Raw genomic sequence first — 23,816 nt, 5'->3', positions numbered from 1 at the left:
TACCGTTTAGAACATGGGACGCATAGGACACGACTCGGCGCAATCCTAAGCCCCGTAAGGGATAGCGCCGGCTCGGCACTGCTCAAAATACAGGCGGGTTTGCAGTTCGTCTGTCATCGTGTTATCATCTTGCTCGTTATCAACAGCAATTCACCATCATTCACGCGCGGCCTGCCCGGCATACCTTTTATCGGGTAACGCGTGGTAGTGACAGTTTTTATACAAAGAGGCTTGTCGGTTAAGCAGTACGCCGGCCTTTTTCGTTCCAGGCCTTAGTTTTCGCCGACGTTGCGGTTCCACCCGCGGCTGCCTCCCGGCTCGCCGTCCGCGCGTCCAATTCGTTTGTTTTATCCGAGTGCAATTTCGCGACTTCCACCGCGAGGCACCGGCACCGCTTTTCTTCGATCGTCAGCTTCGGGCGTCCCTGTCCGACGCTCGGCGGAGCCATTCGCTCTCGTCCTGACGGTCGGAACGGCTCGCGGCGCCGTCACGAAACTGCACTATCCGGCCCATGCGCTGCCCAGGCGGCGCGCCCGATGCTTTTCGCGAGCATCCGGTACTCGACACGGAGTCTTCAACCTATGACCGCCCTAAACGACGGCCTTTGGCGCAAGCGCCACACATCGAATCAAGCTAACGGACTTTCCCTCGACGACATCACCATCGTCGATCAATCCCTGCTCAAGCGCGCCGTCGGCGCCATGGCCATCGGCAACGCGATGGAATGGTTCGACTTCGGCGTGTACAGCTATATCGCCGTGACGCTCGGCAAGGTGTTCTTCCCCTCGTCCAGCCCGACCGCGCAGTTGCTCGCAACCTTCGGCACGTTCGCGGCGGCGTTTCTCGTGCGCCCGCTCGGCGGCATGGTGTTCGGGCCGCTCGGCGACCGCATCGGCCGCAAGCGCGTACTCGCGATGACGATGATCATGATGGCCATCGGCACGTTCTGCATCGGACTGATTCCGAGCTATGGAAGCATTGGCGTCGTGGCGCCGGTGCTGCTGCTCGTCGCGCGTCTCGTGCAAGGCTTCTCCACGGGCGGCGAGTACGGCGGCGCGGCGACGTTCATCGCCGAATTCTCGCCGGACAAGAAGCGCGGGTTCATGGCGAGCTTTCTCGAATTCGGCACGCTCGTCGGCTACGTGCTGGGCGCGGGCGTCGTCGCGGTGCTGACTGGCGCGCTCTCGCAAGATGCACTTCTGAGCTGGGGCTGGCGCATTCCGTTTCTCATCGCGGGGCCGCTCGGCCTGATCGGTCTGTATATCCGCATGAAGCTGGAAGAAACGCCCGCGTTCCAGCGCGAAGCCGACAAGATGGAAGCGGCCGCGCACGAAACGACCAAGACGCAGTTCCGTGAAACGCTGCTCGCGCAGTGGAAGCCGCTGTTGCAATGCGTGGGCCTCGTGCTGATCTTCAACGTGACCGACTACATGGCGCTCTCGTATCTGCCGAGCTATCTGTCGGCGACGCTCAAGTTCAACGAGACGCACGGCCTGTTCATCGTGCTCGTGGTGATGGTGCTGATGATGCCGCTCACGCTCCTCGCCGGGCGCCTCTCCGACACGATCGGCCGCAAGCCGGTGATGCTCGCGGGCTGCGTCGGACTGCTGGCGCTGTCGGTTCCGGCGCTCTCGCTGATCCGCATGGGCACGGTGCCGTCGATTTTCGCCGGCATGATGATCCTCGGCGCGCTTCTGTCGACGTTTACGGGCGTGATGCCGTCGTCGCTGCCCGCGCTCTTCCCGACGAAGATTCGCTACGGCGCGCTCGCCATCGGCTTCAACGTGTCGGTGTCGCTCTTCGGCGGCACGACGCCGCTCGTCACGGCATGGCTCGTCGGCAAGACCGGCAACCTGATGATGCCCGCGTACTATTTGATGGGCGCGTCGGTGATCGGCATCGTCTCGGTGCTCGCACTGCACGAAACGGCGAAGAAGCCGCTGAAGGGCTCGCCGCCCGCGGTCGCGACGCACTCCGAAGCGCATGCGATCCTGCGCGGCCATCGCGAGGCGGCCGAGATGGACGACCGCTTTCCGGAAGGCACGGTCCGCGCGTAAGCGACTCCTGGAAACAGGAAGCGCGAAAGGCCGGCGTCTGAAAAGACGCTGGCCTTTTTCATGCGATGAGCGTGACGATGCGCGCCTCGATCCCCGCCTCGCCGATGTCGAGCAGGCCGATGCTGATCGGCAATTTGAAGCGGCGCGGCCCCGCGCTGCCCGGATTCACGAAGAGCACGCCGCCGCGTCGCGCAACGACCGGCTTGTGCGAATGCCCGGTCACGACGACATCGACGCCGTCGAGCTCGGCGGGGACATCGGCGATATCGTGCACAACGTGAATCGCCGCGCCGGCCACTTCGATGCGCGCGTGCTCCGGCAGATGCGCGACGCTCGGGGCGACATCGTTATTGCCGCGCACGACGGTCAGCGGCGCGAGTTGCGCGAGCGCGTCGAGCACCTCATGCTTGCAGATATCGCCCGCGTGAACGATGTGCGCGCAATCGCGCAGCGCATCCAGCGCCTCGGGGCGCACGAGGTTGTGCGTGTCGGAAATGAGACCGATGCGCGTCGTCGGCAAGTCAATGCTCCTCGCTCGCGAGCATGCGCTCGATGCGCCGGTCCGGCACGAGCCAGCCGGCCGCGACGACCGTATAGATGACCGCCGCGACCCACGGCTGCCAGAACGACGCGGCGATCGCCAGCAGATACAGCGTTACCGACACCTTGCCCTTGCGGTCCGCGCCGACGGCGCGTTCCAGCCGCGCGTTTTCGCCGTGCATGGCGATCAGCACGCGCGTCAGGATGTACCAGGCAACGGCCGTCATGAACAGCACGAAGCCGTAGCACGCGGTCGGCACGGCGCTCAGATGGCTTTCGCCCATCCAGTTGGTCGTGAACGGAAAGAGCGATAGCCAGAAGAGCAGATGCAGGTTCGCCCACAACGCCGAGCCGTTCACGCGCCCGATGGCGTGCAGCAGGTGATGGTGATTGCTCCAGTAGATGCCGACATAGACGAAGCTCAGCACGTACGCCGCGAGCACCGGCACGAGCGGCGCGAGCGCGGCGAATTCGTGGCCGTGCGGCACCTTGAGTTCGAGCACCATGATCGTGATGATGATGGCGATGACGCCATCGCTGAACGCTTCGAGCCGGGTTTTGCCCATCGTGTGTCCTTGCGCGTGATCGACGGCCTGCCGTTGCGCGCGTTCACTGGCGCGCCGGTCCGTCGGCGATTATGCGTGAGGCGTGCGAGGTTGTCGAATGGCTTTCAATCGACGCGCGTTTGCAGCGGATCGCCCGTCGACGCGGTTTTGGCGCGACCCGGCGCAATGGTAGAATCGCGTCCGCCCTGCCGGGGTGATGAAATTGGTAAACATAGCGGACTTAAAATCCGCCGCCTCACGGCTTGCCGGTTCGAGTCCGGTCCCCGGCACCAGGCCTATCGTGTTTTCATCACGAACTCAAAAGCAGATTACAACGGCAATTCACGCCACAAGGAGACTTGAGTGAGCGTCAAATCAAAAATCTTCGCGGCAGCGTTTTATTTAGCATTCCTCACGATGGCGCGCGCCGGGGAGGCGCCGAAACCCGTCACGGCGGACAACTTCAACCGCGCCGAGAGCGATCTCTATTTCCGTCAGGCCGTGACGCGAGCGAAAGGTCTCGGGGCGTTCGATCACCGCCGGATTCCCGCGTCCGCCGATTCGCAAGTGGTCGTGCGCACCAATCGTGACACGCTCTACTCCGCGGCCGTGTTCGATCTCGACGCCGGGCCGGTCACGGTCACGATGCCCGACGCGGGCAAACGTTTCATGTCGCTCATGGCGATTGACGAAGATCACTATGTCGCGGGCGTCTACTACGGCGCGGGCCGCTATCGCTTCGAGCGTCAGCGCGTGGGCACGCGCTATTTGCTGCTCGGCGTGCGCGTGTTCGTCGATCCGAACAGCCCGGCCGATCTCGACAAAGCGCATGCGTTGCAGGACGCGATCCGCACCGAGCAGGCGAGCCGGGGCAACTTCGAGGTTCCGGCGTGGGATGACGTCAGTCAGAAAAAGGTGCGCGACGCCCTGCTCGCGCTCGCGGCGACGCTGCCCGACACGCACAGGATGTTCGGCGCGCGCGGCGAGGTCGATCCGGTGCGGCACCTCATCGCGACCGCGTCCGGCTGGGGCGGCAATCCGGACAAGGACGCGACATACCTTACCGTCACGCCGCCCGGCAACGACGGCACGAAAGTCTACCGGCTCACGGTCAAGGACGTTCCCGTCGATGCCTTCTGGTCCATCACCATGTACAACGCGCAAGGCCGCCTGGAGAAGAATCCGTACGACGCGTACTCGGTCAACGACGTGACCGCGAAGAAGAACCCGGACCGTACGGTCACGGTGCAGTTCGGCGGGTGCGACGGCGTGATCCCGAATTGCCTGCCGACGCCGCCGGACTGGACCTACTGGGTGCGGCTGTATCGTCCTCGCGCGGAGATATTGAGCGGCGCGTGGCGCTTTCCGGAACCTCAGTTGGTTCAGTAAGAGACAGCCTGCCTCAATATGAACGCCCAGGCCGGCGACAAGCCGGTATCGAGGCGTTCCGCACAGCGCGTTATCGCCTTGCTGACGCCCTTTGGTCGAGTCTGAGAACCGCGCGAACGGCGCATTCGAGCTCCGCTTTTGCGAGCGAACGCGCCGCCACTCGACAAAACCCGCCCGATGGCAAGGAGGCGTCCCGACGCCTCGACGCGCACGGGCGACCGGAAAGGCCCACGTTCCGGAACGCCCGCCGCCCGCCGCCCCGCCGCTACAATCCATGCCCGATGATGCGCGAGACGTAGTGCCGCCCCCATGCCTCCCCATGCGCCAAGGCCTCGGCGACGGTAGCAAACGGCCCATGATCCCCCGTCAATTCACCGGAGTCCGTCGCGAGCGTGGAGCCGTGAACCGGCCGCCCGTCGAGGCGCGTCACGCGCACGCGGACCGCATAGCCTTCGGCGCCCGCTTCCGCCCCGGCATCGGCGGGCGGCGCTTTCGGCAGGGCGTCGAGGGCAAGCACGTGATCCCCTACTTCAATGTCCTTTCGCATGGCGGCCGCCTCCGTCGCAAGCGCATGCGACGATTCTGCTACCGCGCCGACCCGTCCGACAAGCCGCCCGTGCTCACGGCGCGGGGCTAGCGCGAGGCGCGCCGCCCGCGCCATGTTATAAAGCTTCGCCGCACAATCACATCACGCTCCGATGCGCGCACCGCGTCGGGCATCGAAAGACATCATCGATGAACACTCGCTCTCGCCTGCTTCTCGTCTTCTCGTTTCCGCTGATATTCATGGCGGGCTGCACGTCCTACTACCGCAACGTGGCAACGTGCAAGGAGAAGGTCCGCGCCGAGTATCCGGATGCGGCGAGCGAGCCGCTGAAGATTACCGGCTCGGGCGCCGCTTATCGAGGTTCGCGCGTCGTCGTGCGAGGCGTCATCGCTACGCCGCCGAAGCCACCGGCGACGAAAATATCGGACCTGCCCGCCGCAGCGGAATGCACGTTCAGCGAAACGACGCTCACCGGATTCCGATGGCTCGCGCCCGCGAAGCTCGCCCCGAAGCCGCTCACGGACGAGGACGAATGACGCGCTCGTGGCGAGGCGCCCTGAGCAAACGTCGCGCGTCTCCAGTATGATCGGCGGCTGGCCGAACGCCGGCTTCTTGCCGTCCGACGAAACGAACTCATGTCCGCGCAATCGCATCAGCCGTCTCCCGCATCGTCCCACGCGCATACGCCCGAGCCGCATCCCCACTACTCGCGCGCCACGCTCTGGCTGCTCGCGACCATCGCGGGCGTCTCGGTCGCCAATATCTATTTCAATCAGCCGCTGCTCGGCGACTTCCGCGCGTCGTTTCCGCAAAACGCGTATCTGATCGGCGCCGTGCCGACCGCCACGCAGCTCGGCTATGCGCTCGGCATGCTCGTGCTCGCGCCGCTCGGCGACCGCTTCGACCGCCGCATGCTGATCCTGCTTCAGCTGGCCGCGCTCGGCGTCGCGCTCGTCGCCGCATGCGCCGCGCCGACGCTCGCGGTGCTGATCGCGGCGAGCCTCGCGATCGGCGTCGTATCGACGATCGCGCAGCAGGCCGTGCCCTTCTCTGCCGAACTCGCGCCGGCCGCCGAGCGCGGTCACGCGGTCGGCACCGTGATGAGCGGCCTTCTGCTCGGCATCCTGCTCGCGCGCACGGTCTCGGGTTTCGTCGCGCAGTACTTCGGCTGGCGCGCGGTGTTCGGCGCATCGGTCGCGGCGACCATCGCGCTTGCCGTCGTCGTGATGATGCGGCTGCCGAAGAGCCGGCCGACATCCACGCTTTCCTACGGCAAGCTGCTCGTCTCGATGTGGCACCTCACCATCGAAAATCCCGGCCTGCGCGAAGCCGCGCTGACGGGAGGCGCGCTCTTCGCCGGCTTCAGCGCGTTCTGGTCGCTGCTCACGCTATTGCTCGCGGGCGAGCCGTTTCACATGGGACCGCAGGCGGCGGGGCTCTTCGGCATCGTCGGGGCGGCCGGGGCGCTCGCTGCGCCGCTCGCGGGAAAGTCGGCGGACAAACGCGGGCCGCGCGCGGTGATTTCGCTGTCGATCGGGCTCGTCGCGTTGTCGTTCGTCGTGTTCGCGCTCTCGGCGCGCAGCATCGCGGGGCTGGTCGTCGGCGTGATCGTGCTGGATATCGGCGTGCAGGCCGCGCAGATATCGAATCAGTCGCGTATCTACGCGCTGAAGCCCGAGGCGCGCAGCCGGGTGAACACAATCTATATGGTGGCGTACTTCATCGGCGGCGCGGCGGGCTCGGCGCTGGCGTCGCTCGCGTGGCATGCAATGGGATGGACAGGCGTCTGCCTCGTCGGCCTCGCCGCGACCGGACTCGCCGGTTTCAGTCATTGGCGCGGGCGGGAGCGGCGGCTGGTTTCGCGTCAGGTCCGAGAGGAGTGATGAGCCGCGACGGCGGTTTTGCGTAGGCTTACGCGAGTCGATTGAGGTTCCCGCGTCTGGGACTCGCGGGACTGACAGCCGGGAACGGGCGCGTACGATTGCGAAGGTTGAATCGGCGGTTCATCGCCTATCGACTTTGCGGCAAAGGAGTCTAGTCGCACGGCTACTTTCAACCGGAATCGAGCGGCGGAATCTTCACCCTCAGGTACGCGGCGTTGTGGAAACCGCAACGGATAAGCCGATGTCCAGACGAAGCTGCGACGACGCGCCACGCGTAGTCGCATCGCGCAACGGCTGACTGCCTTCGAAGCCACACCGCAACCTCGCGCTCAAGCCGCCTCAAACACGCTCCCGCGCATAGTCCCACAACGCATCGAGCACGCGGTCGAACTCCAGCGACTTGTCGAAGAAATGCCGCGCGCCGTACTGCAGACACCGCTCGCGATACGCCGGCAAGGCGTGGTTGGTCAGCACGACGACGAAAGCGCCCTCGGCGACCGGCGACCGGTCCGCGTTCTTGAGCCACGCCAGCACGTCGATGCCCGAGCCGCGCTTCAATTGCAGATCGACGATGACCGCATCGAACCGCTGCGACGACAAGAGCGCGATAGCCTCGTCGGGCGCATCGGCGAAAGCGGTCACGCGCCACGGACCGAGCGCCTCGATCGCTTCGGTGAGGCTGCGCCGGATCAGCGGCGAATCTTCGATCAGCAGCACCGCGAGCGGCCCGCCGCGCGGCTCATGGCGCCCTTTCGAATCGTCGGTGATGATGTGGTCGCCCACGGCAGGCATCCTCCGCAAGCACTATTCGATCAATCCGTTCTTGATCGCGTAGTACGTCAGATCGGCGTTGTTCGAGAGCCGCATCTTCTCCAGCACGCGCGCCCGGTACGTGCTCACCGTCTTCACCGAAAGATGCAGTTCCTGCGCGATTTCCGTCGGAATCCGGCCACCCGCGAGCTTGCAGAAAATCTGGAATTCGCGCTCGGACAGCAACTCGTGCGGACGCTCGGCGGCGGGCTTGTCGAGCTTGTCGGCGAGCGCATCCGCGATGAATTCGGACAGGTAACGATGCCCGCGCGCCACCGTGCGAATGGCGCGCACGATCTCGTCCGGCGCGGCGTCCTTGTTCAGGTAGCCGTTCGCGCCCGCCTTCAGCAGATTGATCGCGTACTGGCTCTCCGGAAAGCCCGACAGCATCAACACGCCCTGCTGCGGTCGAATCTGCTTGATGACCCGCAAGGTGTCCACGCCGTTCTTGTCCGGCATGGCGATGTCGAGCAGCACCACGTCGAACGCCGTTTCGCGTACGAGCGCGATGGTTTCATCGCCCGTCGATGCTTCTGCCGCCACTTCCATGTCCGGCTCGTCCGCGACGAACTGCCTGAACCCGCTGCGCACGATCGCATGGTCGTCGGCTATCAAGACTCGAATCATTCACGCCGTCCGCGCTGCTGTAATGAGAGAACGGTGATTCTACCGAGGCAGGCGTGAAAGCCATGCGCGGCGCAACACGCACCGCGCCCAGGCTTACGCTTACCCGTTGCGGCCTTCCAGCAAGTCGGCCATGTCGTCCGCGTGCTCTTCCTCGACGGCGAGAATCTCCTCGAAGATGCGGCGCGTGGTGACATCCTTGTCGCCGAGATAGCGAATGATCTCGCGGTAGGTGTCGATCGCGATGCGTTCTGCGATCAGGTTCTCGCGAATCATGTCGATGAGATCGGCGCCTTCCTTGTACTCCGAATGCGAGCGCGACTTGAGGCTGTCCGGCGCGAAGTCCGGCGAGCCGCCCAGCTGGACGATGCGTTCCGCCAGCATGTCGGCGTGTTCCTGCTCCTCGGTCGCGTGCTCGGCGAATTCCTTCGCGACGGCTTCCGAGTGAATGCCCTTCGCCATGAAGTAGTGGCGCTTGTAGCGCAGCGTGCAGACCCACTCGGTGGCGAGCGCGTCGTTGAGCAGCTTGAGCACGGTTTCGCGGTCGGCGGCATAGGTCGACGTGACCGGGCCTTCGTCCATGTGCTGCCGCGCGTCGTTCCGGATTTTTTCCACATCGAGGACGAAAGCGTCCTTGGACTGGCCCGGCGCGGTCGATACAGCAGATGAATCGGACATGTGTTTGCTCCTGTGAATTGGGGGGATGGACGGATGCGTCGAGCGAATCGCCGTGCGGCTTCATAGCGCTCCGCTATTCGATCACCGTCTACGATGCATGACGCGTGCCCGCTCCGCACATCGGCCGATGAGCGCGCGCGGGCACGACGATTCGGCAATGTCACGTCCTGAAAACACCGAGCAGCAGCGTCACGACGAACACGACGAGGAAAATATAGAACAGGATCTTCGCGATTTCAGCGGCGCCGGCCGCGATGCCCGTGAAGCCGAACACCGCCGCGATGATCGCGATGACGAAGAAAACGGCTGCATAGTGAAGCATGGGACCCTCCTCGTGATTGTTCTAAGGTCGTTCAAGGTCGGCCGGGCGCGGCGCGAATCGCTATCCCGGCGCGGCGAAGCGCAGACCTGCGCAAGCGCCGCTAGTCGACCGCTTTCTTGGTGATGACGAAGCCCAGCACCAGAAATACGACGCAAAGAATCAGGAACAGCACGAACAGGAATTTGGCAATGGTCGCGGCGCCCGCGGCAATGCCCGTGAAGCCTAGCAAGCCGGCGATCACAGCGACGATCGCGAAAAACAGAGCCCATCTCAGCATGATCGCTCCCCGTAGGAATGGTTGACGCACCCATGCTAGCCGCGCGCCTTCCCGCGCGCATTCGGGCTGGCTCCTTTTTTGCTGTGAGAATCCACCGACATTTGCTTTCAAATCGGCTGCGCGAAGCGCGCCATCTGCCTCGTCGCCGCATCGAGAACCACGCCATGAGCCACCTTCCTCCCGCTGCGCTTACCGGCATCGCGCAAGACGACGCCTCGACGTCCCCTCCGGGCCGGGGCACGCGCGCCGGATTCGCGCGCATCAACGATTGGATGCATCGGTATAGCTGGGCCGTCGCGATGACGGTGGCGATCGTGATTACGGTCGGCGGGCTGGTGATTCTGGAGTCGGGCCGCATGCGCATTGCCGCCGAATACGAAACCGCGCTCGACGCCAAAAGCGCGACCGCGCAGCTTTCGGCGCTCGCCGCGGACATCGCGACGCTGTCGGCGCAGGGACAAGCGATCGCGCTGAAACCGGACGCCGCCTACAAGAACCAGTTCGAAGCGACCGCCGCGCACGTGCGCCGCGCGCTCGCCACGCTCGATGCCTACTATCGCCGCATCGGCGACGACACGGCGCTCGCGAGCTTCGCGCAGATTCGCGCGGCGGCCAACGACGCCATCGAGCGCAGCGCGCAGCCGGCGGCCACGCCTTCGGATGCATCGACAGACAAGGACATGACGCTCGACGCCGCGCTCTCGCTCTTGCGCCTGAACGAGGAGCAGCGCGCCCAACACGCGCTCGACGCGAGCCGCGCCGATCAGCGCATTTCGACGCTTTGCGTGGCCGCGCTCTGTGCGCTGAACATCGTGTTGTTCCTGCTGCTGTTTCGTAATCTCGGCATTCAGCTCGACAAGCAGGATCGCGTGCAGAAGGCCCTCATCACGCAGCAGGAGGAACTGGATCGACTCGTCTTCGAACGCACGCGCCAGCTCGAAGCGCTCGCGTGGCACTTGCAATCGGTCAGCGAGGATGAGAAAACGCAACTTGCCCGCGAACTGCACGACGAACTTGGCTCGATCCTGACCGCGAGCAAGATGGATGTCGCGTGGGTGCGCGGCAAGCTGCGCGAATCGGAGCCGGCGATGGCCGAGAAACTGTCGCGCGCCATCGGCAATCTGGATCAGGGCATTGCGCTCAAGCGACGGATCATCGAGGACATGCGGCCGACGGTGCTCGCCAATTTCGGTCTCGTCACGGCGCTGCGCTCGCTCGTGGACGAAGCCGCGCAGCGCAACGGCTGGACGGTCGAGGCCGATCTGCCGGACGACGACGTGAAGCTCGGCGAAGCCATCGAGATCGCGCTCTTTCGCGTGGCGCAGGAAACGCTCACGAACGCCGCGAAGTACGCGCATGCAAGCCGCATTTGCATTGCGCTCACGCTCGACCCGGCGAATGTCGCGCTCGCCATCGACGATGACGGCATCGGCATCCGGCCGCAGGATCTGAAGCGCACGCAGACGCACGGACTGGTCGGCATGCGGCAGCGCGTGTCGGCACGCGGCGGGCGCTTCGAGATAGAACGCGCGGCGCCGCATGGCACGAGCATTCGCGTGTCGATGCCGCGCGAGCGCGTGCATGTGGATGTCGATGTAGACGGCGCGTCGGCCCGCGCCGCCGCGTAGGAGGATGCCGACGCGAAATGCGGAGTCCGCCGACACAAAAAACACATGCGAACCTACAGCGCGCGCTCGGGCGCTTTTTTAAGATTATTCACACCGGTGAGGCCCATTGAACGAGCAGCGGCCAATCCAGACACTTCACTTCAAGGGGATTGAACATGACTCGAATCATCGCTTTGCTGCTGATCGCGGGCACCGCTGCGCTGGCAGGCTGCAACACCGTCTCGGGCGCAGGTCAGGACATCTCGAAGGGCGGCCAGGCTATCTCGAACTCGGCGGAAGAGCATAAGTAAGCCGGGGCGAGCGCGGGCGGTGCGCCGGCTCGACGCGCCGCTCGACCCGCAATAGCAATTTATTCTCGCCGTCACCTCGTGGCGGCGTTTCTTTATGCGCCCCGTCTTGGACCGACATCGTCTATCGATGCAGAGCGCGGAACGACTGATAAAGCTTCATCCCGAGATCGTATTCAGGCGAACGCGAAACGTCGGCAATCAGTGCGTTCACTTCCGCCATATCTAAGCGATGTTCCCCGGCGAAAAGCAATCGTCGAATGGCGTTGGCAAGCCGCCCTTCCTTCTCGTCGAGAGAACTAGACTGAAGGCTTTCGTAGCTTATCGTCGATTCGTTCTTAAACTGCGGCGTAGCCAAGAAGGGCACGGTAATGTTCGCATTGAGGCGACCAGCAGCAATCCAGTCCCTGAACAGAATATCTATTGGTACATTTGAATCGGGCTCGTTTGCGAAGAGGTGACGCAGAACTCGCTTGCCCTTTGGCGTCACGACATAAGATGCCGTGCAATAAGCATAGATGCCGTGCGCGTCAAGAATGCTCACGCCCTCGAAATGATGACGCTCCGTCTCCGAGCCGCTTTGTAAGCGGTTCTTCATTCTTTCGTCACTTTGAGCAAGCAAGAATGGCACTTGAGCATTGAACGAAACACAATCTAGAAAAAGAATGTCGGTATTCGCGTGAGCTTTGGCGAAAGAGTGCATTGTTGCCTGATTGACCAGGGAGGCAAAGTACCGACTCAGTTCGACGTCGTCCTCAAGGACCAATAGCAGCGAATCTTTATCGGAACTCTCAATCAGCGCAATATGCGACTTTCGACACGCCCAAATACTGTTCTGCCCAGCGTTGTCGAATGGGCCGTCAGCTGTACCGTCTATTGCGGCGAAGCGTCTAATCCAATTCTCGCAATGAAGATCTTGAAGTTGACGTTCCATTACGAGACGGCGCGCCTCGCTTCGGTCCAGATTTATATATGCTCCGTCAAGCAACATGCGGTGTTTCCGTGAAGAATGTTTATTCGGTACTTACGCCGAACCGTATTAGGCAACCGCGATTCTGCGCCGAAATAGCCGCCTTCAAGCGGTTGCATCAAGTAATGGGCGTTCGTCAAACGGCCGGCATTCGTCAGCACTCACACCAACCCCCGCCTTCGATAATCGAACCAGAAAGAAAGCCCCACGCTCAGGAGAATGACGACCGTCGCGATGACGGTCCAGCGCGTGATCGCCTCGCCGAGCAGCAGCGCGCCGAGCAACACCGCGACCACCGGATTCACGTACATGCAGCTGCTCGCGATGATCGGGCTCGTATGCCGGATCAGGAAGCCGTAGGCGACATACGCGGCCATCGTTCCGACGAGCATCAGATACAGAAACGACAGCCCCGGCACGAAGCCGATGCCCGCTAGCCGCTCGCCCGAGAGCAACGCGACCGTCGTCGAAACCGAACCGCCAAGGCCGATCTGCAGCGCCGTCGACATGAAGAGGTCCGACGGCAGCTTCACGCGGCTCGCCAGGTGCGCCCCGCCCGCCCAGAAGATCGCGCCGCACAGAATCGCGATGCTGCCCGCGGTCGAGCCGGAGCCCGAATCGCCATGGTTCAGCAGCACGATGCCGATCAGCCCGAGCCCGACCGCCACCCACTCGCCGCGCGCGATGCGCCGGCCCGTCAGCGCGGCGATGATCGTCGCGAAAAGCGGCACGGTGGCGACCATCACGGCGGCCGTCCCGGTCTCGACGGTCCGCATGCCGTAGGCGAGCATCCCGCTCGACAAGCCGACGAGCAGCGTGCCGACGAGCGCGGCATTGCGCGCTTCGGCCAACGTCGGCCAGACCGGCTTGCGGCGCGCCGCGAACACGAAGAGCCCGATGCCCGCGAACAGATTGCGCAAGCCGGAGAGCAGAAGCGGCGGAAAGGACGCGAGCGACAGATGCACGGCGAGATACGTCGATCCCCACACGAGATAGACGACGGCCAGCGCGAGCGCGACTTGTCCCTTGTGCGAACGCGGCGCGCGAAACGGAAAACGATCGGGCAACGAGAACGGCAGGCGCGGCGGCCTGAGCGACGGATCGGACATGCGTTACCCGGCCAGCGTGGAGTGCAGCGCCGCGTCTCGCATGCGACAGACCGCAATTGAACGGGCGAAAGCTCCGGCGCGACAAATGAGACAGGACGACATGGCGAAACAGTTGGAATGCGAACGCGGGCGCAGAGGAGAAACAGCGCAAGACGCGGGGCGTCGATTGCGGCTGCCGGGCGGTCAGGGAAAACACGCAGGCCGGGGCGAGCGACATTATGCAGTAAGCGCCCCGCGCGATCGACGAATCGCCGGACGAATTTTCGGATGGTTGCCAACACGCCACGGTGCGGTGTATGGTGGCGGCTGCTAACGCGGGGGTCCTGCGTTGCGCATCGCGATTGCGGCCGGTTTCATCGAGCGCAGTCGCCTCGCGCGGCGCGGGTGAGAAATACCCTTTGAACCTGATCTGGATAATGCCAGCGCAGGGAAGCGTTCGGGTTTCGACAGTCGCGCCGCATCAGACTACTTCTTTCGAACCCGTACCTTTCCGTCTCGTTCCTCCCTGTTTAGCTCCTGAGTCAGCCGAGCGCGGCAACGCTCGCATGTCAAAACGTCCCACAGGAGAGACAGCACATGAATGCCAATCCCAAGTTTCTGTCGGAAAACGCCGTCGTCGACGCCGCCGCCATCGCGCCGCTGCCGAACTCGCGCAAGGTCTACGTGACCGGCTCGACGCCCGACATTCGCGTGCCGATGCGCGAGATCACGCAGTCGGACACGCCGGACGGCTTCGGCGGCGAGAAGAATCCGCCGGTGTACGTGTACGACACCTCCGGCCCGTACACCGACCCGGACGCGAAGATCGACATCCGCTCCGGACTGCCTGCGCTGCGCGCCGGCTGGATCGAAAAGCGCGGCGACACGGAAGAACTGGCGGGCCTGTCGAGCGAATTCGGCCGCGAGCGCGCCGCCGATCCGAACACGGCCGAACTGCGCTTTCCCGGCCTGCACCGCAAGCCGCGCCGCGCCGTCGCCGGGAAGAACGTCACGCAGATGCACTACGCGCGCGCGGGCATCATCACGCCGGAGATGGAATACATCGCCATCCGCGAGAATCAGCGTCGCGCCGAATACCTCGAAAGCCTGCGCAAGAGCGGCCCGAACGGCGAAAAGCTCGCGCAGATGATGGGCCGCCAACATCCCGGCCAGGCTTTCGGCGCGGCGGCATTCGGCAAGGACGCGCTGAAGGAAATCACGCCCGAGTTCGTGCGCGACGAAGTGGCGCGCGGCCGCGCGATCATTCCCGCGAACATCAATCACCCGGAGAGCGAGCCGATGATCATCGGCCGCAACTTCCTCGTGAAGATCAACGCGAACATCGGCAATTCGGCGGTCACGTCGTCCATCGGCGAGGAAGTCGACAAGATGACGTGGGCGATCCGCTGGGGCGGCGACACGGTGATGGACCTGTCAACCGGCAAGCATATCCACGAGACGCGCGAGTGGATCATCCGCAATTCGCCGGTGCCGATCGGCACGGTGCCTATCTATCAGGCGCTCGAAAAGGTCAACGGCAAAGCCGAGGATCTCACGTGGGAAATCTTCCGCGACACGCTCATCGAGCAGGCGGAGCAAGGCGTCGACTACTTTACGATTCACGCGGGCGTGCGGCTGCAATACGTGCCGCTGACGGCGAACCGCATGACGGGCATCGTGTCGCGCGGCGGCTCGATCATGGCGAAGTGGTGCCTCGCGCATCACAAGGAGAGCTTCATCTACGAGCACTTCGAGGACATCTGCGAAATCATGAAGCAATACGATGTCTCGTTCTCGCTCGGCGACGGCCTGCGCCCCGGCTCCATCTACGACGCGAATGACGAAGCGCAGCTCGGCGAGCTGAAGACGCTCGGCGAACTCACGCAGGTCGCTTGGAAGCACGACGTCCAGGTGATGATCGAAGGCCCCGGCCATGTGCCGATGCAGCTCATCAAAGAGAACATGGACCTGCAGTTGCAATGGTGCGACGAAGCGCCCTTCTACACGCTCGGGCCGCTCACCACCGACATCGCGCCGGGCTACGACCACATCACCTCGGGCATCGGCGCCGCGATGATCGGCTGGTTCGGCACGGCGATGCTCTGCTATGTCACGCCGAAGGAACACCTCGGCCTGCCGAACAAGGACGACGTGAAGGAAGGCATCATCACGTACAAACTCGCGGCGCACGCGGCGGATCTGGCGAAGGGCCATCCGGGCGCGCAAGTGCGGGACAACGCGCTCTCGAAGGCGCGCTTCGAATTCCGCTGGGAAGACCAGTTCAACCTCGGCCTCGACCCGGACAAGGCGCGCGAATTCCACGACGAAACGCTGCCGAAAGACTCGGCCAAGGTCGCGCACTTCTGCTCGATGTGCGGCCCGCACTTCTGCTCGATGAAGATCACGCAGGATGTGCGCGACTTCGCGGCGAAGCAGGGCGTGAGCGAAACCGACGCGCTCACCCACGGCATGCAGACGAAGGCGATCGAGTTCGTGAAGAAGGGCGCGGAAATTTACCAGCCGACGTGATGCGCCGTCTCTGACGAACTGAAAGCCTGACCGGAAACGGCCTGTCGCGCGGCGAGCGCGACAGGCCGTTTTGCTTGCTTCCTTCTCGCCTGAAGCCTTGCGCAGCAAGGCTGCCCGCTCGTTCAGACGATTCGGGCATCTTTCCTGCTGCATATCGAACGAACCGGCGAAAAAACGCGGCATGCGCGCCGGACCGTCGTCTTGTCCGGGAAGTCACGCCGCAGCCGATTCGTTCCATCATCACTGGAGAGTCGACATGAAAAACATCAAACAAATCGGCGCCGCAGCAATGCTCATCGCTTCTTTCGCCGGGCTGACCGGCTGCGACAACATGACCACGCGCCAGCGCGACACCGCCATCGGCGCGGGCGTCGGCGCGGCGGGCGGGGCCGTGATCGGCGGCAGCGCGCTTTCGACGCTCGGCGGCGCGGCCGTCGGCGGGGTCATCGGCAATCAGGTCGGCAAGTAAGGCCGTCGCGCATCGGCGTGCGGCGCGCCACCGTCGGCGCCGCACGTGTTTCAAGTCTGTTACAGGAAGCGATACCAGCCATCGTTCCTCACCGGGCGCATGCCACGCGCCATGCATCGATCGACTAAGCTCCTCTCTAACGGACCGGATCGGTTCTATCGAGATCACTGAACCCGAAGAGTCCAGCAGGCAATTCAAGGAGCAGCATCATGATGTCCGCACGCATCGTCCACGCAAAGAGCGGCTTGGCCGCGCTCGCTGCGGGACTTCTGGTCAGCGGGTGTTACTACCCGTATCCCGACTACCCGGGCGCGGGTTACCCCACTGTCAGCGCCATCTATGCGCAGCGCGAATTTGCGCTGCCGGCCGACGCAGCCTCGGGCGCGTCGGCGGTGCCGGGAACCGGCATCGTCTACTCGACCGAACAGGTCCCCTACTCGGCCGTCTACCCCTATGCCGGCTACTACGGCGCTTATCCGGCCTACGGCTATCCGTACTACCCGTACCCTTATCCGGCGTACTACGGCTACGGCTATCCGGCGATCTCAGTGGGCTTCGGATATTGGGGCGGCGGATGCTGCTGGGGCCACGGATACGGATGGCACCACGGCGGCTGGCACCACGGCGGCGGCTGGCACGGCGGCGGGACATGGCAAGGCGGATCCGGTGGATACGGCGGCTGGCACGGAGGGGGCGGTCACGGCGGCGGACGCGGGCACTGACCAAGGCAGCGCCTGTTCGTCCGCGTTACAAAATTCGGCGCTTTGCCGCCCGTCAATCGGCGCGCCGTAACGCTCCTGAAACGTTTTTTGTCGACGGACGCTCGTCGTGCCGCGTCGTCGGCTTCGTGCGTTGCCCCACTTTCCTTTTCTGACAAGGGTTTGGCGGAATTGGACGGACGACGGGCACGGTTTTGGCTTATCACCGTCCCTATTTACCGCGATGCGACGGCCAACAGCCGCCGCCCACTTCACGTTCTCGGGGAACAGGACATGATGGCCTTCGTATTTTTTCTGCTCTGGATGCTTGCGTCGATTGCGCTCTTGACCGTCTGGGTGTTCCGTCAAACGCCGGCCGCCACCCGCGACAGCGGCGCTGGCGCGGCAGCAACGGCCGCAGCCGCAGCCGTGGAAGGATGATCCACGTCTGGTCGGACCCGACGAACCACGGCGCGTACGCGGGCTTTCACCGCTTGACGCGGTTCATCGGTCACCTATTCTTAGTGGGCGTGTTACGCCGGCGCTTAAGACGGCGCACGTCGGGCGTGAGCGACTGAAACATCGAACTCCGCGCGCTTGGCGGCTGCGGCCGCCGCTTCGCCAACAAGAGAGATAAGGAGACTCGATGTTCCATCAGCTACTCACACCCATTGCCGGTTCACTGGCGCTGTCGTTCATCGTGGCGGCGCTGCCGATCATCATCGTGCTGGTGCTGCTCGGCTGGGCGCGCCGCCCGGCGTGGCAGGCATCGCTCGCGGGACTGATCGCCGCGCTCATCATCGCGATCACGGGCTGGAAGTTCCCGGTCGGCCTCGCGCTGAATTCGGTCGCGGCAGGCGCCGTCTTCGCGCTGTGGCCGGTCATGTGGATCGTGTTCGCGGCGATCCTGCTCTACAACGTCGCGCAACGCTCCGGGCGCTTCGAAGCGTTCCGGCTCTGGATGGTCGATAACCTGCCGAACGACCGGCGCATCGTGCTGGTGGTGATCGGCTTCTCGTTCGGCGCGCTGCTCGAAGGCATCTCCGGGTTCGGCACGCCTATCGCGATCACGAGTTCGCTTTTGATCCTGCTCGGCTTTCCGACGCTCGAAGCGCTCACCTTCACGCTCATCTTCAACACGGCGCCGGTGGCCTTCGGCGCGCTCGGCGTGCCGATCACCGTGCTCGGCGCGGTCACGCACCTGCCGACGGACGCGCTCGCGAAAATGGTCGGCCGCCAGTTGCCGCTTTTCGCGTTCTTTCTGCCCTTCTACGTGATCGCGGTGTACGCCGGTTTTCGCAACATGATGCGCGTGTGGCCGGTGCTGCTCGTCTCCGGCGGCGCGTTCGCGCTGACGCAGTTCGTCACGTCGAACTACATCAGCTACGCGCTCACGGACGTGCTGTCGTCGCTCATCTCGCTCATTCTGACGATTGCGTTCCTGCGCGTCTGGAAACCCGCGCCCGACGAACGCTTCGCGGTGAACGTCGATCGCGCGGGCGCCACGCGCGCCGCGCTTTCGGGCGGCCAAGGCTGGCTGCCGTGGATCGTGGTGTCGATCGTCGTGATCGTGTGGACGGTCGCGAAGATCTTCCTGATCGGCGATGTGAAGGTGTCCTGGCCCGGGCTCGACAAGGCCGTCTACATCACGCTGTACAACCAGCCGTACGGCGCGATCTGGGACTTCCAGCCGCTCGCCACGGGCACGGCGATTCTGGTCGCGGCCATCATCACGGCCGCGCTCGTCAAGCTGCCGGCGCGCGAATTCGGCGCGGCCATTGTCGATACGTGGGTGCAGACGCGCATCGCCATTTTGACGGTGGCGACCATTGTCGGCCTCGCGTATCTGATGAACTACTCGGGCATGAACTACACGCTGGGTCTGGGCGTGGCGTCGGTCGGGCCGCTGTTTCCGCTCGTGTCGGCGTTTCTCGGCTGGGTCGCGGTCTTTCTCTCCGGCAGTGACACGTCGGGCAATGCGCTCTTCGGCAACCTGCAAGTGGTGGCGGCGCACCAGCTCAATCTGAATCCGGTGCTGATGGCGGGGACGAACTCGTCTGGCGGCGTGATGGGCAAGATGATCTCGCCGCAAAATATTTCGACGGGCGTGGCGACCACCGACCTGAAGGGCAAGGAAGGCCTCGTGTTCGCGCGAACCTTCAAGCATTCCATTCTGCTCACCATCATTCTCGGCGTGCTCGTCTGGCTGCAACAGAACGTGCTCACGTGGATGATTCCCCCGCACTGACGAAAGCCCGCGCCCCGCTCGGCGACGGGGCGCATTCCTGCTTCTTGCGGTCTCTTTCGGCAAACGCTTCGCGGCGCGCGGCGCGGTGTAAGATGCGCGGACTTTTATCAGCAGGCAAGAAGTCCGCAACGTCATGTCCATCGTCAATTTGTTTCAATTAGTCGTCCTAGCCGCCATGTGGGGCGCGTCGTTCCTTTTCATCCGCGTGGGTGTCGTCGAGTTCGGCGTCGCGCCGCTGATGGCCGTGCGCGTGGGCATCGGCGCGCTGTTTCTCGTCGCGATGCTGCTCGCGCGGCGCCCGTGGGCCGAGACGGTCTCGACGATGCGCAAGCGCGCCGTGCCGCTTTTCGTCGTCGGCATTCTGAATTCGGCCGCGCCCTTCTGTCTCTTCGCGTTTGCGGAACTCACGCTGTCGGCGGGCGCGACGTCCGTCATCAACGCGACGACGCCGCTCTGGGGCGCGCTCGTCGCCTACGTGTGGCTCAAGGACCGGTTGACCACGATACGCACCATCGGCATGGCGATCGGCTTCGCGGGCGTGCTGCTGCTCGTGTGGAATCAGATCGCGACGCCGGGCGCGCACGACGCGGGCGCATCGGCGCTGCCGGTGCGCGGGTTGCTGGCGGCCGCAGCGGCGCTGGCGGCATCGGCGCTCTACGGCGTCGCGGGCAACTTCGCGAAGAAGTATCTGATGGATGTCGACGCGACCACGAACGCAGCCGGCAGCATGATCGGCGCGACCATCGCGCTTGCCCCGCTCGCCGCGATGACGTGGCCCGCGACGCCGATCTCCGCCCATTCGTGTGAGGCGGTGATCGCGCTCGGCGTGTGCTGCACGGGCATCGCGTATTTCCTTTACTTCGGGCTGGTGGCGTCGGCCGGCCCGGCGCGCGCGATGACGGTCACGTTCGTCATTCCGCTTTTCGGCATCCTGTGGGGCGCGCTTTTCCTCGACGAGCACGTGTCGCTCGTGATGATGGAAGGATGCGCGGTCGTGCTCGCGGGCACGGCGCTTGCGACGGGCGTCGTCAAGCGGATGCCGTTTGGCGGGCGGAAGTCGCTCGCGCGGTAATTTCCGCACTCGTCGGGCTAGGTCGCACGGGATGGCGCTTCGCTTTGGCGGCCTTCTCTCGATAAACGCGTGCCGCTCGTGATGAAGGATGCGCGGGCGCTGCGCGAACCCCGAAGTTGCCGAGCGGATGCCGGCTCCGCATCCGCGCTCGTCTTTTTCGCGGCGCATATGAAGCCAAGAGCGCGTCCCGCTCCCGATGCTCGCGAGCACGACTCTAGCGGCGAACGTCACCGAGCGCTTGCCTTCCCGCGTTCGAGGACCAGCACTGCCGCTCTATTCGTCCCGCACGCGTCCGCGTCCCGCTTTCACCGCGCCGCGTTTCACTTTCCCTTCGACACGGCGTACCTGCGACGCACGCGTGGGCTTGGTCGCAATGCGTTTGCGACGGGTGACGTTCACGCTGCGAATGAGTTCGTCCAGCCGCGCGAGCGCCGCGGCGCGGTTCATGTCCTGCGTGCGATGCTCCTGCGCCTTGATGACGATGACGCCGTCGCGCGTCACGCGGCTATCGGCGAGCGCGAGCAGACGCGCCTTGATGTGCTCCGGCAGCGACGACGCGCGAATGTCGAAGCGCAGGTGAATGGCGCTCGACACCTTGTTGACGTTCTGCCCGCCCGCGCCCTGCGCGCGCACGGCGGTCAACTCGATCTCGCCCGGCGAGATGGCGAGGCTATCGGTCATGAGAGTGACTCCTTCGAATAGGCACGCGCCTCAAGCCCCGGCGCTCGCGCTCACCAACCGCATCATCCTCGACGCGAGGCCGGAATCGCGGCGCGTCGGCGCATCCACAGCCTGCGCGAAGACTTCCGCCGAACCGATTACCTCGATCCGCCGCTTGGCCCGCGTGATGGCCGTGTACACCAGCTCGCGCGACAGCACGCGCACGAAGCTCCCCGGCAGGACGAGCGCCGCCTCGTCGAACTCCGATCCCTGCGACTTGTGGACCGTGAGCGCGAACGCCGTATCGTGCGGCGGCAGCGCGGCGGGCGAAACGTAGCGCAACGAGCCGTCGGCCATGCGGAATGCCACGCGCAGCGCGCCGTCCGCGCCCGGCAGCGCGATACCGATATCGCCGTTGAAAAGCCCGAGCGCGTAGTCGTTGCGCGTGACGATCACCGGCCGCCCGGCAAACCATTGTGCGCCGAGCGCAAGCGCAACGCCGGCCTGCGCCCGCACTCTCGCTGCGATGCGCGCGTTCACTTCATCGACGCCGCGCGGGCCTTTGCGCGTCGCGCATAACACACGGAAGCGGTTCAGCGCGTCGAAGAGTCGCGCTTCGTCGGCCGGCGTCCCGATTGAAGCGCAGCGCCCCGCCTCGAGTACGGACGAGAGCGCGTCGGCGTACGGCGCGAATCCTGTCGCCAGGTGCGCGAGCGTGCGCTCGGAAAGCGTCGCGTGCGCGTCGTCGAAGAGCACGGCGGCGGCAGCGGTGGCGGCGGCGTCGCTCGTCGCGGGCGATTGTCTGATATCGAGCGTTGCGAGGGCAGCCTGCGCATCGCCGTCGCGGATGGCGATCGACAAGCGGCCGATCGCCGAGTCCAGCCCGAAGCGGTAGTTGCGCGCGAGCCAGACGACGCAATCGGTGAGCGGGGCGTCGGTGTGGCTCGCATCGTCGGACCCGGTGCGCCTGTCGTTTTCGCTGGGCTCGTTCAGGTTAGCGTGCTGCTTGGGCTCCCCGCGTTCCGGTTGCTCGTCGTGCTCGTCGTGCTCGTTGTGGCCGTGGCGCACGTTTCGGCCGTTGTGCTCGTCGTGGCCGTAGTGCTCGTGGTGCCGATCCTGCTCACTGCTTCGGTCCTGCTGGCTGTCGTCGCTCTGCTCGCCGCGCCGATCACGCTCGTCGTACTGCTTTCGGTCGTCGCGCTGGTTTCCCTCGTCGCGCCGGTTACGCTCAAATCGATGGTCGCGCTTATCAGACTGATCGCCCTCGCGTTGCCCGTTAAGCTCGTCCCGCCGTTCGTGCTCGGCGTTGTCGCCCCGCTCATTGCGCTTGTTCGGTGCCTTCTGCTGACTTTGCTCGTCGTCCAGGTTCCGCCGCGCACCGTCGCCGGGTTCGTCTTCCGGATACGTCTCCGTATCGATGGTCGAGAAAAGGTCGGCGTAGCCTTGGTCATCGAAAACGGCTTGCGTGCGCGACGCCGATCCCGCGCGCAACGCCGCAGCGCTCGCAATCGGCGCAACGCGGGTTTGCTCATCGCGTCGCGCGTCTCGCGGCGCGAACAGATTTCCGTCGTCTTCCCTTGGCGCCGTCCCGATCGCTTCGCCATCCCAATCGTCGTCTGACGAAGCAACCGAAGGCGAACCCGACGGCAACGCCGCCCGCAAGCGCGCGTAGTCCACGCCGAGCGCCTCGGCGATGCGCCGCGCGCCGCCCTGGCTGAACGACGGCTGCGCGCTCAGTTCCGCGAACACCGCGCCTGCCTCGACCGCGGAAAGCTGGTCCTTGTCGCCGAGCATCACGAGCCGGCTCGTCGGCGCGACCGCTTCGAGCAGATGCGCCGCAAGCGCCACGTCGATCATCGACGCTTCATCGACGACGATCACGTCGTACGGCAGCGGATTGTCCCGATGATGCCGGAAGCCGCCGTCCGGCAGCACGCCCAGCAGTCGCTGCAACGTGAACGACGTGCGCGGCAAGCGTTGCGCGAGTTCGGGCGGAAGCTTGTCCGCGCGTTCGATCAGCGCCTCCTGCATGCGCTGCGCGGCCTTGCCGGTCGGCGCGGCGAGCGCGATGCGCAGGTTGAGATCGGCGTCGAGCAGACAGGCCAGCACGCCGACCACCGTCGTCGTCTTGCCGGTGCCCGGACCGCCGCTCACGATGGTCAGCCGTCCCGGCAGCGCCACGAGCGCCGCAACGCGCTGCCAGTCGATGTCATCGCCCGCGCTCCTCCCGAAATAACGCGCGATGCGCGCGCCATGCGCCGCGAGCTCGGGCCCGGACACCGTTACCCGCGCGGCCCGCGCCCGCTCGACGAGCGCAAGCGCGAGCCGCCGCTCATAGTCGAAGTAGCGCGCGAGATAGAGCCGGCCGTCCTCGTCGATGACGAGCGGCAGCAAATCCGCCGCCTGCATGGGCGACTGCGTGCGCGCGAGGCTCGCGACGCCGCTCGCGAGCAGCGCCTCGCGGACCTCGCGCGCGCGCCCGCCGTGACGGCGCG

Annotated in this window: 24 protein-coding genes, 1 tRNA gene and 1 riboswitch; of the genes, 13 read left to right on the top strand and 12 right to left on the bottom strand. The window is 64.8% G+C overall.

Going from position 1 to position 23,816, the window contains the following annotated elements; translation table 11 throughout:
* Nucleotides 1–581: 581 nt before the first annotated feature.
* On the top strand, nucleotides 582–2,057 hold the full coding sequence (proP, locus tag NCR37_RS04780; protein ID WP_250472003.1) for a glycine betaine/L-proline transporter ProP: 1,476 nt from the start codon (nucleotides 582–584) through the stop codon (nucleotides 2,055–2,057).
* Between the two features lie 58 nt (nucleotides 2,058–2,115).
* Here proP and NCR37_RS04775 read toward each other — a convergent pair whose 3' ends face one another.
* Complete coding sequence (locus tag NCR37_RS04775; RefSeq protein ID WP_250472002.1) at nucleotides 2,116–2,577, bottom strand: metallophosphoesterase family protein; 462 nt, start codon at nucleotides 2,575–2,577, stop codon at nucleotides 2,116–2,118.
* A gap of 1 nt (nucleotide 2,578) precedes the next feature.
* On the bottom strand, nucleotides 2,579–3,163 hold the full coding sequence (locus tag NCR37_RS04770) for a TMEM175 family protein (RefSeq protein ID WP_250472001.1): 585 nt from the start codon (nucleotides 3,161–3,163) through the stop codon (nucleotides 2,579–2,581).
* Nucleotides 3,164–3,350: 187 nt separating this feature from the next.
* Here NCR37_RS04770 and NCR37_RS04765 point away from each other — a divergent pair.
* Nucleotides 3,351–3,435: transfer RNA gene (locus NCR37_RS04765), tRNA-Leu, on the top strand.
* A 70-nt stretch (nucleotides 3,436–3,505) separates the two neighbouring features.
* Nucleotides 3,506–4,531: a DUF1254 domain-containing protein gene (locus NCR37_RS04760; RefSeq protein WP_250472000.1), complete on the top strand. Its 1,026-nt coding sequence runs from the start codon at nucleotides 3,506–3,508 to the stop codon at nucleotides 4,529–4,531.
* A 265-nt stretch (nucleotides 4,532–4,796) separates the two neighbouring features.
* Here the strand turns inward: NCR37_RS04760 and NCR37_RS04755 are convergent, their stop codons facing one another.
* Nucleotides 4,797–5,078, bottom strand: a complete 282-nt coding sequence (locus tag NCR37_RS04755) for a hypothetical protein (RefSeq protein WP_250471999.1) — start codon at nucleotides 5,076–5,078, stop codon at nucleotides 4,797–4,799.
* A gap of 188 nt (nucleotides 5,079–5,266) precedes the next feature.
* Between NCR37_RS04755 and NCR37_RS04750 the strand changes: the two genes are divergently transcribed.
* Complete coding sequence (locus tag NCR37_RS04750; protein WP_250471998.1) at nucleotides 5,267–5,614, top strand: hypothetical protein; 348 nt, start codon at nucleotides 5,267–5,269, stop codon at nucleotides 5,612–5,614.
* A gap of 99 nt (nucleotides 5,615–5,713) precedes the next feature.
* Nucleotides 5,714–6,961 (top strand): MFS transporter, encoded by a 1,248-nt coding sequence (locus NCR37_RS04745; protein ID WP_250471997.1) that lies wholly within the window; start codon nucleotides 5,714–5,716, stop codon nucleotides 6,959–6,961.
* A 339-nt stretch (nucleotides 6,962–7,300) separates the two neighbouring features.
* On the opposite strand, the gene NCR37_RS04740 is transcribed toward NCR37_RS04745, so the two are convergent.
* From NCR37_RS04740 to NCR37_RS04720, 5 genes are all read right to left on the bottom strand, one after another.
* Nucleotides 7,301–7,744 carry a response regulator gene (locus tag NCR37_RS04740; RefSeq protein ID WP_250471996.1) on the bottom strand — a complete coding sequence of 148 codons (444 nt, stop codon included), beginning with the start codon at nucleotides 7,742–7,744 and terminating at the stop codon, nucleotides 7,301–7,303.
* Between the two features lie 21 nt (nucleotides 7,745–7,765).
* Nucleotides 7,766–8,398 carry a response regulator gene (locus tag NCR37_RS04735; protein ID WP_175939957.1) on the bottom strand — a complete coding sequence of 211 codons (633 nt, stop codon included), beginning with the start codon at nucleotides 8,396–8,398 and terminating at the stop codon, nucleotides 7,766–7,768.
* Between the two features lie 99 nt (nucleotides 8,399–8,497).
* Nucleotides 8,498–9,073 carry a ferritin-like domain-containing protein gene (locus tag NCR37_RS04730; RefSeq protein WP_175939956.1) on the bottom strand — a complete coding sequence of 192 codons (576 nt, stop codon included), beginning with the start codon at nucleotides 9,071–9,073 and terminating at the stop codon, nucleotides 8,498–8,500.
* A gap of 160 nt (nucleotides 9,074–9,233) precedes the next feature.
* Complete coding sequence (locus NCR37_RS04725; RefSeq protein WP_040048814.1) at nucleotides 9,234–9,395, bottom strand: DUF1328 domain-containing protein; 162 nt, start codon at nucleotides 9,393–9,395, stop codon at nucleotides 9,234–9,236.
* A 100-nt stretch (nucleotides 9,396–9,495) separates the two neighbouring features.
* A complete protein-coding gene (locus NCR37_RS04720) occupies nucleotides 9,496–9,672 on the bottom strand; it encodes a DUF1328 domain-containing protein (RefSeq protein ID WP_159835737.1) in 177 nt (58 codons plus the stop codon).
* A 164-nt stretch (nucleotides 9,673–9,836) separates the two neighbouring features.
* On the opposite strand from NCR37_RS04720, the gene NCR37_RS04715 reads away from it, so the two are divergent.
* Both NCR37_RS04715 and NCR37_RS04710 read left to right on the top strand, forming a co-directional pair.
* The gene (locus NCR37_RS04715) at nucleotides 9,837–11,300 is read left to right on the top strand and encodes a sensor histidine kinase (RefSeq protein ID WP_250471995.1); all 1,464 of its coding nucleotides are present in this window, start codon (nucleotides 9,837–9,839) and stop codon (nucleotides 11,298–11,300) included.
* A 155-nt stretch (nucleotides 11,301–11,455) separates the two neighbouring features.
* A complete protein-coding gene (locus NCR37_RS04710) occupies nucleotides 11,456–11,590 on the top strand; it encodes an entericidin A/B family lipoprotein (protein ID WP_159835735.1) in 135 nt (44 codons plus the stop codon).
* A 121-nt stretch (nucleotides 11,591–11,711) separates the two neighbouring features.
* On the opposite strand, the gene NCR37_RS04705 is transcribed toward NCR37_RS04710, so the two are convergent.
* Both NCR37_RS04705 and NCR37_RS04700 read right to left on the bottom strand, forming a co-directional pair.
* Entirely contained in the window at nucleotides 11,712–12,578 is an 867-nt protein-coding gene (locus NCR37_RS04705) for a glycosyltransferase family 25 protein (protein WP_250471994.1), read from the bottom strand.
* A 140-nt stretch (nucleotides 12,579–12,718) separates the two neighbouring features.
* Nucleotides 12,719–13,666: an EamA family transporter gene (locus NCR37_RS04700; RefSeq protein ID WP_250471993.1), complete on the bottom strand. Its 948-nt coding sequence runs from the start codon at nucleotides 13,664–13,666 to the stop codon at nucleotides 12,719–12,721.
* Between the two features lie 306 nt (nucleotides 13,667–13,972).
* A riboswitch (TPP riboswitch) is annotated at nucleotides 13,973–14,115 on the top strand.
* A 127-nt stretch (nucleotides 14,116–14,242) separates the two neighbouring features.
* Here NCR37_RS04700 and thiC point away from each other — a divergent pair.
* The 6 genes from thiC to NCR37_RS04670 all read left to right on the top strand — a co-directional run bounded on the left by thiC (nucleotide 14,243) and on the right by NCR37_RS04670 (nucleotide 20,661).
* Complete coding sequence (thiC, locus tag NCR37_RS04695) at nucleotides 14,243–16,174, top strand: phosphomethylpyrimidine synthase ThiC (protein WP_250471992.1); 1,932 nt, start codon at nucleotides 14,243–14,245, stop codon at nucleotides 16,172–16,174.
* A gap of 256 nt (nucleotides 16,175–16,430) precedes the next feature.
* Nucleotides 16,431–16,643 carry a YMGG-like glycine zipper-containing protein gene (locus NCR37_RS04690; protein WP_244848327.1) on the top strand — a complete coding sequence of 71 codons (213 nt, stop codon included), beginning with the start codon at nucleotides 16,431–16,433 and terminating at the stop codon, nucleotides 16,641–16,643.
* Between the two features lie 209 nt (nucleotides 16,644–16,852).
* Nucleotides 16,853–17,365, top strand: a complete 513-nt coding sequence (locus NCR37_RS04685; protein WP_250471991.1) for a hypothetical protein — start codon at nucleotides 16,853–16,855, stop codon at nucleotides 17,363–17,365.
* A gap of 270 nt (nucleotides 17,366–17,635) precedes the next feature.
* Nucleotides 17,636–17,782, top strand: a complete 147-nt coding sequence (locus NCR37_RS04680; protein ID WP_250471990.1) for a hypothetical protein — start codon at nucleotides 17,636–17,638, stop codon at nucleotides 17,780–17,782.
* A gap of 205 nt (nucleotides 17,783–17,987) precedes the next feature.
* The gene (locus tag NCR37_RS04675; RefSeq protein WP_250471989.1) at nucleotides 17,988–19,589 is read left to right on the top strand and encodes an L-lactate permease; all 1,602 of its coding nucleotides are present in this window, start codon (nucleotides 17,988–17,990) and stop codon (nucleotides 19,587–19,589) included.
* 133 nt (nucleotides 19,590–19,722) lie between these two features.
* Entirely contained in the window at nucleotides 19,723–20,661 is a 939-nt protein-coding gene (locus NCR37_RS04670) for a DMT family transporter (RefSeq protein WP_250471988.1), read from the top strand.
* A gap of 273 nt (nucleotides 20,662–20,934) precedes the next feature.
* Here the strand turns inward: NCR37_RS04670 and arfB are convergent, their stop codons facing one another.
* Both arfB and NCR37_RS04660 read right to left on the bottom strand, forming a co-directional pair.
* On the bottom strand, nucleotides 20,935–21,342 hold the full coding sequence (arfB, locus tag NCR37_RS04665; protein ID WP_250471987.1) for an alternative ribosome rescue aminoacyl-tRNA hydrolase ArfB: 408 nt from the start codon (nucleotides 21,340–21,342) through the stop codon (nucleotides 20,935–20,937).
* Between the two features lie 30 nt (nucleotides 21,343–21,372).
* The coding region (locus NCR37_RS04660; protein ID WP_502800483.1) for an AAA family ATPase at nucleotides 21,373–23,816 on the bottom strand (2,444 nt) is incomplete at its 5' end.

Source organism: Caballeronia sp. GAFFF1, from assembly GCF_023630705.1.
In the GTDB taxonomy this organism is placed as follows: Bacteria; Pseudomonadota; Gammaproteobacteria; order Burkholderiales; family Burkholderiaceae; genus Caballeronia.
The sequence above is the reverse complement of the archived record's forward strand: the minus strand, read 5'-3'. Positions and strand labels throughout refer to the sequence as shown.